At 60.3% G+C, this 8,679-nt stretch carries 6 protein-coding genes; 5 read left to right on the top strand and 1 reads right to left on the bottom strand.

The genetic code is table 11. The features are described from left to right. The first annotated feature begins 139 nt into the window (after window positions 1-139). Window positions 140-1,228, top strand: coding sequence for a hypothetical protein (locus BQ17_RS09805; protein ID WP_176722373.1), 1,089 nt, complete (start codon window positions 140-142; stop codon window positions 1,226-1,228). 288 nt (window positions 1,229-1,516) lie between these two features. After that, the gene (gene hrpA / locus BQ17_RS09800; protein ID WP_218068207.1) at window positions 1,517-5,458 is read left to right on the top strand and encodes an ATP-dependent RNA helicase HrpA; all 3,942 of its coding nucleotides are present in this window, start codon (window positions 1,517-1,519) and stop codon (window positions 5,456-5,458) included. A 6-nt stretch (window positions 5,459-5,464) separates the two neighbouring features. Here the strand turns inward: hrpA and BQ17_RS09795 are convergent, their stop codons facing one another. Then, window positions 5,465-6,925, bottom strand: a complete 1,461-nt coding sequence (locus tag BQ17_RS09795; RefSeq protein ID WP_141699210.1) for an Rv1490 family membrane protein — start codon at window positions 6,923-6,925, stop codon at window positions 5,465-5,467. 174 nt (window positions 6,926-7,099) lie between these two features. On the opposite strand from BQ17_RS09795, the gene BQ17_RS09790 reads away from it, so the two are divergent. The 3 genes from BQ17_RS09790 to BQ17_RS22570 form a co-directional block, all read left to right on the top strand. Further along, complete coding sequence (locus BQ17_RS09790; protein ID WP_089726593.1) at window positions 7,100-7,513, top strand: SRPBCC family protein; 414 nt, start codon at window positions 7,100-7,102, stop codon at window positions 7,511-7,513. Then, on the top strand, window positions 7,513-8,100 hold the full coding sequence (locus BQ17_RS22575; protein WP_218068206.1) for an AlbA family DNA-binding domain-containing protein: 588 nt from the start codon (window positions 7,513-7,515) through the stop codon (window positions 8,098-8,100). The genes BQ17_RS09790 and BQ17_RS22575 overlap by 1 nt, the downstream gene beginning before the upstream one ends. Continuing rightward, on the top strand, window positions 8,042-8,679 hold a 638-nt coding region (locus tag BQ17_RS22570), incomplete at its 3' end, for an ATP-binding protein (RefSeq protein WP_305118700.1). The genes BQ17_RS22575 and BQ17_RS22570, both read left to right, overlap by 59 nt.

The following is an 8,679-nucleotide window of genomic DNA, read 5'->3' as shown; positions in this document are numbered from 1 at the left end:
CCCCCTCTCCCCAAGCCCCCTCGCTGCGCTCGGCGCAGGCTCTCTCCCGGCGGGAGAGGGGCTTTTGCGACACCCTCCCGGAGGGAGAGTGCGTGATGAGTGCCGACTGCGGAACGACCTCGGTCATCCCAAATCTCCCGTGGCTCGGAAAATTCCTTCTTGCTATGCTTTGCGCCGTTTGGCCGTTAATTCAAACGAGAGCACGATTGTGGCAAAGATAAAAGACTTGTTTTGCAAAAAAAACCTGAATCCCGGATGCGCGAAAGCATTGGGAAGAGACGAGGCTAAGGCCCTGACGTGTCAATTCCACACTACCCTGCGCGCCTATATCACCAAGATCGAAGAAACGGCGCCGAATCCGGTTCCAAAGGCCCTGGAGCGGATACGGGAAATAACCAAGAAGGAAGACAAGGATCTATCCTGGCAGGATGCCTATGAGATTGAGCAGCAGCTGGTGCAGCTCTACGACGAGCCGACCCTGTACGTCGAGATCGAACGACGGTTGCTGGAGGCGGAACAGTCACTGTCTGCGGCTACCACAAGCTGGTATCGGAAGCGCGCAGAAGCGCTGCAGGAGGATCCCGAAGGCTTGGCAGCGCTCCTATCGGGCCTGATCAACGACCTGCAGTGGCGATATACGAAAAACCAAGCGCGACGTACATACACAAGAGAGATTACGGGCCGTACGGAGACGGTCTACATGCTCACGTTTGGGTTCGTGTTCGTACTCCTAATGTCACGGGGATTGTTGTTTGAGGATTGGCTGCTGCCATTCGTCGCACTCGCCGGGGCGTTCGGCGCGGCCTTCAGCATGATGACCGGCCTGAGAAAGCGCCTCGCCGGCAGTACGTTCGGCGATCTCAAGCTGAACCGCTGCTGGTGGCTGATCCTCACCCGTGTCCTGGTCGGCATCGGAGCGAGCTTCATCTTGTATTTTTTCCTCCGTTCCGGACTCGTTAGCGGCGAAGCATTTCCGAATCTTTCACAGGAAACTGTTGATTTAAGCCATAAGGATTTCGCGAAGTTGTTCATCGGTTGCTTCATTGCCGGGTTTTCAGAGAAGCTTGTCCCGAATCTACTGTCCCGAACGCAGCAACGCTTCGAGATGGCCGCCGAGCCGAAACAGATCCTCAAGGCACCACCGGCTCAAACGGGCTCACCTACGAGTCGGAGTCGAGGCCGTTCGAAAGAAGACACCGGGAAACAATCCGATGCGGGTAATGGTTAAATTTCAAGTGGCATGGTTGTGCGGCCCAATGATCCGAACCCCCACTGTTTTTGCTATCCATGGCATCTAACCCATGGGCACTTGGGATTCCGGCCTGTCTGCGTGCCTGCCAGTGCGTCCCTGCACGCAGACAGGCAGGGACGCACTGGCAGGCACTTCCTGCCGGAATGACGAGGTAGGGGCTGACAGGCTTCACCACTTGAGTTTATCCACTACCCTGATGTGAAGGATGGGTCCCAGCCTAAATAGGGACGGAAAAGCGCCGGATTCGGCGCCTGTCGGTTGCCCTTGAACCAGTCTCGGCTTCCCACCGATTCAGACCTCGATGCCTGTCTGCTGCGCGACCGGCATGGTTTCCGGCGCCGACTGCGCGGCCTGAGACGGCGCACGCAGCGGGGGCAAGCCTGCGAGGGCGACCGCGCCGAGCTTTGGCGTTCCATTCGCCGTTCTCAGGCCGTTCTCGAGCGGCGCGAATCTCTAGTCCCCGAGATCTCGTATCCCCCGGAGCTGCCCGTCAGCGAGCACCGCGATGAGGTGGCGGCGCTGATCCGTGACCATCAGGTGGTGGTGCTGTGCGGCGAGACCGGCTCCGGTAAGTCCACTCAGTTGCCCAAGCTCTGCCTCGACCTGGAGCGGGGGATCGCCGGGCGTATCGGCCATACCCAGCCGCGACGGATTGCCGCCCGTAGCCTTGTCAGCCGCCTGTCCCAGGAGCTCGGGACCGAACCGGGGACGCTGGTGGGCTACAAGGTGCGCTTCCAGGATCGGATCCGGCCTGAGACCTGCGTCAAGCTGATGACCGACGGCATCCTGTTGGCGGAGATTCGGCAGGATCGGTTTCTCAATGAATATGACACCCTCATCATCGATGAGGCCCACGAGCGCAGCCTCAATATCGACTTCCTGCTGGGCTATCTGAAGGGGCTGCTGCCCCGGCGGCCCGACCTCAAGCTGATCGTTACCTCGGCCACTATCGATCCTGGGCGCTTCGCCGAGCATTTCGGGAGCACCGCGGGTCCGGCGCCGATCATCGAGATTTCCGGGCGCACCTATCCGGTGGAGGTGCGTTACCGGCCACCGGAGGATGAGCATCCGGGCGAGCGGGACGATGCCATGCAACGCGCCATCGCCGAGGCCCTGGACGAGCTGGCTCGGGTAGGTCCGGGCGATGTCTTGGTGTTCCTTTCCGGCGAGCGCGAGATCCGCGAGACCGCGGAGACCCTGCGTAAGCACCACCCGCCGTCTACCGAGCTCCTGCCCCTGTACGCCCGCCAGGGCCCCCAGGAACAGGCGCGGGTGTTCCAGGCCCACGGGACCCGCCGCGTGATCTTGGCCACCAACGTGGCCGAGACCTCGCTCACGGTACCCGGCATCCACTATGTGATCGATCCGGGGTTCGCCCGCATCAGCCGCTACAGCCGGCGCGGCAAGGTCCAGCGTCTGCCGGTGGAACGCATCTCCCAGGCCGCGGCGAACCAACGCAAGGGCCGTTGTGGGCGCGTAGCGGCGGGTCTGTGCATCCGGCTCTATTCGGAGGACAACTTCGCGGCCCGGGCCCCCTTCACCGAACCGGAGATCCAGCGCACCAATCTGGCCGCGGTTATTTTGCAGATGAAGCTGCTGGGCTTCGGGGCGATCGAGGAATTTCCCTTCCTCGACGCGCCGGATGCCAGGCTGATCGCCGACGGCTACCGGACCTTGGAGGAGCTGGCGGCCCTGGACGCCGGGGGCCGATTGACGCCCCTGGGGGAGCAGCTCGCCCGCCTGCCCGTGGACCCGCGCATCGGTCGGATGCTGCTGGCCTCCAAGGACTATCACTGCCTGACCGAGCTGCTGATCATCGCCGCGGCCCTGAGCGTCCAGGACCCGCGGGAGCGGCCCCCAGACTGGCAACAGGCCCAGCAGCAGGCGGCGGACCAGATCCATGCCACCTTCCAGCACGAGGACTCGGACTTTCTCACCTTTCTGAACCTGTGGCGATTTCTGGAACAGGAACGCACCCGGCTGTCCCGGAACAAGTTCAGGAAGCTCTGCCAACGGCATTTCCTGTCCTGGAACCGGGTCCAGGAGTGGCGGGACATCCATACCCAGCTCGGTCTCACGCTGCGGGAGCTGGGCTACCGGGAGAACCAGGCCGCGGGGAGCTATGAGGAGATCCACCGCGCCCTGCTCACGGGCCTGCTGAGCAACATCGGTTGTAAGGACGAGCACCGGGAATACCAGGGTGCCCGCAACAGCCGTTTCTCCATCCATCCGGGCTCCGGGCTGTTCCGGACGGCACCCAAGTGGATCATGGCGGCGGAGCGGGTCGAGACCAGCCGGCAGTACGGGCGCATTGTCGCCAGGGTCCAACCGACCTGGATCGAGCGGGCCGGCGCCCACCTGGTGCAGCGCAGCTATGCGGAGCCCCACTGGCAGGCCGGCCCCGGTCAGGTGGCGGCCTACGAGCAGGTCACCCTCTATGGGGTAACCATCGTCCCCAGGCGCCGTGTCAACTACGGACCCATCAACCCAGGCGAGGCCAGGGAGATCTTCCTGCGCTTCGGTCTGGTGGAGGGGGACTTCGAGACCCGGGCCCCCTTCTGGCGCCACAATCGGGAGCTCATCGAGTACGTCCGCTATCTGGAGACCAAATCCCGCCGGCGGGATATCCTGGTGGACGAGGAGGCTATCTATGCCTTCTACGCCCAGCGGGTCCCGAGCGGTATCTACTCTCGGCCCCAGTTGGAGCAATGGCTGCGCACGGCGACGCGCAAGGAACCCAAGCGCCTGCACCTGCGCCTGGACGATGTGATGCGACGGGACGCGGCAGCAGTGACCGAGCAGGCGTTCCCCGACAGCCTCCAGGTCGGGGCCACCCGGCTGCCCCTCGAGTACCGGTTCGACCCGGGGGCGAGCGCGGACGGGGTGACCCTCACCGTCCCCTTGTCCCTGGTCAATCAGGTCTCGCCCCAGCGGTGTGAGTGGTTGGTCCCCGGTCTCTTGGAGGAGCTGCTCGTCGCCTTGCTGCGGGGCCTGCCCAAGCAGACGCGCAGGGCCTTGGTCCCCATTCCGGAGACGGCAAGGCGGTTGGTCGAGCGCCTGATGCCCTCGGATCGACTGTCCCCGGATCGGCCCCTGGTCCAGACGGTCTCCGAGATGCTCAAAGAGATGACCGGGGTCGCGGTCCCCGAGGACGCCTGGGATGCATCCAACCTACCCGGCTATCTGCGCATGAAGTTTCGTCTGATAGACGACCAGGGGCGTCAGGTCGCATTGGAGGAGGATTTCTCCCGGCTCAAGCGCCGCTACGGCGGCCAGGGGCGGCAGGTCTTCGCTGAGATTCCGTCCCGCGAGCTGGAACGGACGGGGCTCCGGTGTTGGGACTTCGATGCGCTGCCGGAAAGCCTGGACCTGGACCGCGGCGGCATTCGAGTACGCGGCTATCCCGCCTTGGTCGACCAGGGGGATAGCGTCGCCGTCCGGGTGCTGGACTCGGAGGCCGGCGCCGCATTAGCCATGCGCCAAGGATTGCGCCGGCTACTGATGCTCCAGCTGGGATCGGACCTGCACGCGCTGCGCAAGGACCTGCCGGAGCTGGACCGCATGCGCCTGCAGTACGCTAAGGCGCCGCAACCGGCGGGGGAGAACGAATCCAAGGCGGCGGATCTGGCCGACGAGCTGATGGCGCTGATCCTAGATCTCACCTTTCTGGAGGACCGACCGCCGATCCGAGACCGGCAGACCTTCGCCGCGCGTCTGGAACAGAACCGCCCCCGGTTGGCGTCCGTGGCCCAGGATGTCCAGGCGCTGACCGGGCAGATACTCACCCGCTACCAGGCCATCCGCAAACGGCTTGCGGACATCACCCAGACCTATTGGACGGCCTCGGTTACGGACATGGGTCAGCACCTGGATGCGCTGATCTTTCGCGGCTTCCTGCAGCAGGTCCCTTACCCACACCTCAAGGACTATCCCCGCTACCTGAAGGCCCTGGACGCCCGGGCCGACAAGCTCTCACAGGCCGCCGCCAAGGATCGGCAGCGAATCCAAGCAATGGCCGCCATCCACGGGAAATGGCGGGAGCGCTCGACCGCCGCCCGTGAAGCGGGGCGACACGACACCCGCCTGGAAGAGATCCGCTGGATGCTGGAAGAGCTGCGGGTCTCCCTCTTCGCCCAGCAAATCGGGACCGCCTATCCCGTCTCCGTCAAGCGGATCGAGGCGCGCTGGCGGGAGCTGGGGTTATGAATCGGGTTAGCCGAAGATGTGGGGAAGTACCCTGATGATGGTCCTGAGCGGCTCCTCGAACATCCCGAAATCCCGAATGCAGCAATGCGGCAGCCGCAGATAAAATAGAATGAATAGAAAGACAAGCAGGTTGCCGTAGAAGCCAAGCGTCGGGACGGATGAGTTTATGACACGTGACTTTTGTTCGGTATTCCCACGGGAAAATTTAGCATGTTCCAGCTCCGTGAGAACGATATCTTTGGACAATATGATCAGCATGTAGTTGATACAGGTTACGGCAACCCAACGGCCGAAATCCGCGCCCACAATGTAGAGGGGCGCAGACACCAGCAAAGGGACAAAGAAGTATTTCAGGTTGAGCACACGCGCGTGGGGGGCTGCCAGGGCCGTCGGATCGAAGCTGCGCGTAGAGCCGCCCCTCCGCAGCGCGTCTATCACCATGCTGCCGATGTAAAGCGTACAAAACCCAAGGATCGCGGAGGTCAAAACCCAACTCAATAGCGTGTCTGCAGAGAGTGAGATAACCATGGACGAAGCCTGAGAGAAAGTCCAGGCAAGTCCCGTAAGTGCCGAGAACGTGCTGACTGAGGTCGATGAAATCACCTTGTCCTCGAGGACCTCCGCTCCCAGCCCGAACCCACCTAGAGCCTCCAAAACCCCTTGGTCATCGAGGACGCACCTACCCGGTCCGAGCTCACCTAGAAGCTCCCAGTTTTTACAGATGGCTACGGCAACTTCGAAAGAGGGATGACCAAAAAGAAAAACGACCAGGAATGACAGGCAAACAGGAAGGTACACGAGAAGAAGGGTAAAAAACTTTCGATAGGAGCCGACCGAATCATCTTGTCGAATGATCGCGTGACTGATGAGCAGATGCACCGGAACGAACAAAAAGAACGAAGCCTCATGAATCAGTACATGCACCGGCAAGGCAACCAGACTCATGGGGATGATCTTTTTGATATAGCGAGTCGGCTCCCTATTCCTGGGTGCTTCCAACAAATAGAGGTGCCAAACTAAAATCAGAAAGCCGATAGTTTCTTTGCGTCCGAACGCCCCATGGTCATATAGATAAAACGGCAGGAGGGACGGCAGAAAGAGCAGGCCGATCAATACTGTCGGAGTCAACTTGTCCAGAGAACGTCCGACCGATCGTATATAGGCAACGGTGAGAATCCCGAAAATACTCCATGTCAACGACGCAATAACAATTCTTGGAGGAACCAAGGGTGAGAGCAGCCCGATCAATTCACCCGACAAACCGCGCCTTACAAAGCCCGCAGAATAATCGATGAGCCAATCGGTATAGACATAGGACCAGGCGCCGGTTTCGTTTCCGAAAAAATCTATCCGCAGCCAATAACCGAGCTGCGTCAGGACAAAAAATACAAAGATACCCAATATCAATGCCTTGATCTCGAAAACCCGGCGTTCGTTACTATCCGGAGGTGAAGTTGTCATCATCATCTCGCGTAGACTAGTATCCCGTTTCAACTTAATTTTTGTATAAAAAGATGATTTTATGTAGGGAACGGCCTCCGTGCCATCCCTTAACATCTTTCAACTCAAACCGCGCGGCTGCCGGGGGTGGGATCAGGACCCACAACCGGCAGTCGGCACCTACCCGGAGGAGAGACGATTATGCCGAAAGTCACGCTGTCAACCGAGCTGCCGGCCAGTGCCGGAAGTGTTTGGAACCTAATCGGCGGCTTCAACGCCCTACCTGATTGGCACCCGGTGATCTCGAAATCCGAGCGCTCGGACGACGGTTCCAAGCGTACTCTGCATGTGTTGGGAGGCGGATCGATCGTCGAGCAGCTCGATACCACCGGCGAGGGGCATCGATACAGCTATTCCATTCTCAAAAATCCTCTACTGATGCGGAACTACCAAGGCGCCATCGCCGTCAAGCCGAACGCCGACGGCAATGGCTGCATGGTCGAGTGGTCAGGGAACTTCCAGACCACGGATGTACCCGACAACGCGGCTGTCAGGCTCATCCAGGGCATCTACCAGGTAGGTCTCGACAACCTGAGTAGGATCTTCGGGATCTGATGAAGGAAAACCAAAATACCGAATGGAAAGAGTCTTGGCGGGACGACCATCTGAAATGGGTTTGCGGTTTCGCTAATGCGCAAGGGGGCGTTCTGGAGATCGGTCGCAATGACCAGGGCCAGGTTATCGGCCTGACGGGCGCGGAAAAGCTGTTGGAGGATATGCCCAACAAGATGCGTGATCTGTTGGGTATTTTGGCCGATGTGGATCTGTTGGAGGAGGAGGGCAGGCAATACCTGCGGATTACCGTCGAGCCCTATCCCTACCCGGTCAGCTACAAGGGGGAATATCACTACCGTACCGGCAGCACCAAACAGGTCCTTAAGGGTGTGGCACTGGACCGTTTCTTGCTAAACAAGACGGGCAAGCGTTGGGACGCGGTACCGGTTCCCGGCGTCACCCTTAGTGATTTAGATGCGAGCGTGCTCATCCGTTTTCGGGAACGCGCCGCCTGGAGCAAACGCCTTGGAACAGGGGTTCTTGAAGAAGACGATGCCGGCCTGATCGAGAAACTTCGCCTGACGGACGGTGTATACCTCAAACGCGCGGCCGTCCTGCTCTATCGGCTTTTTCGAAAACGACAGTGAGCTACGCTACCATGATGAGATTACCGGCGACCTGTTTGCCCAGGCGGACCGAACCCTAGACCTGTTACTGACCAAGTACCTCAAGGCAACCATCGGCTACGAGGGCGTGCAGCGGGTCGAAACTTGGCCCGTCCCGCAAGACGCCCTGCGCGAGGTCCTCCTGAATGCAATCGCGCACAAGGATTATGCCAGTGGTGTTCCAATTCAGATCAGTGTGTATGACGACCGAATCCTATTTTGGAACAACGGGCAGCTCCCGGAGGACTGGACCGTAGAGCGTCTGACGAGCAAACATCCTTCCCAGCCGTACAATCCGGACATTGCCAATGCTTTTTTCCGGGCCGGGATGATCGAAGCCTGGGGGCGCGGGATCGAGAAGGTCATGCAAGAATGCCGGAACGCCGGCCTTGCATTGCCGACCCTGACGTACGAAAAACTCGGACTCTGGGTCGAATTCAGCTATCCACCAATGTCGCAGCCTTCGGGGAAGACTACCCAAGAAACTACCCAAGAAACTACCCAAGAAACTACCCAAGAACGGATCCTGGCCTTGTTGCGGCAAGAACCCACCCTGACACG

The organism is Candidatus Thiosymbion oneisti (genome assembly GCF_900092655.1).
Taxonomy (GTDB): domain Bacteria; phylum Pseudomonadota; class Gammaproteobacteria; order Chromatiales; family Chromatiaceae; genus Thiosymbion; species Thiosymbion oneisti.
Note: the sequence above shows the minus strand (reverse complement) of the source record. Positions and strands in the feature narration are given on the sequence as shown.

What these genes read in the sequence shown, in the direction of transcription:
- BQ17_RS09795 (WP_141699210.1), bottom strand. Translation starts at nt 6,925, where the DNA reads ATGATGATGACAACTTCACCTCCGGATAGTAACGAACGCCGGGTTTTC.
- BQ17_RS09790 (WP_089726593.1), top strand. Translation starts at nt 7,100, where the DNA reads ATGCCGAAAGTCACGCTGTCAACCGAGCTGCCGGCCAGTGCCGGAAGT.
- BQ17_RS22575 (WP_218068206.1), top strand. Translation starts at nt 7,513, where the DNA reads ATGAAGGAAAACCAAAATACCGAATGGAAAGAGTCTTGGCGGGACGAC.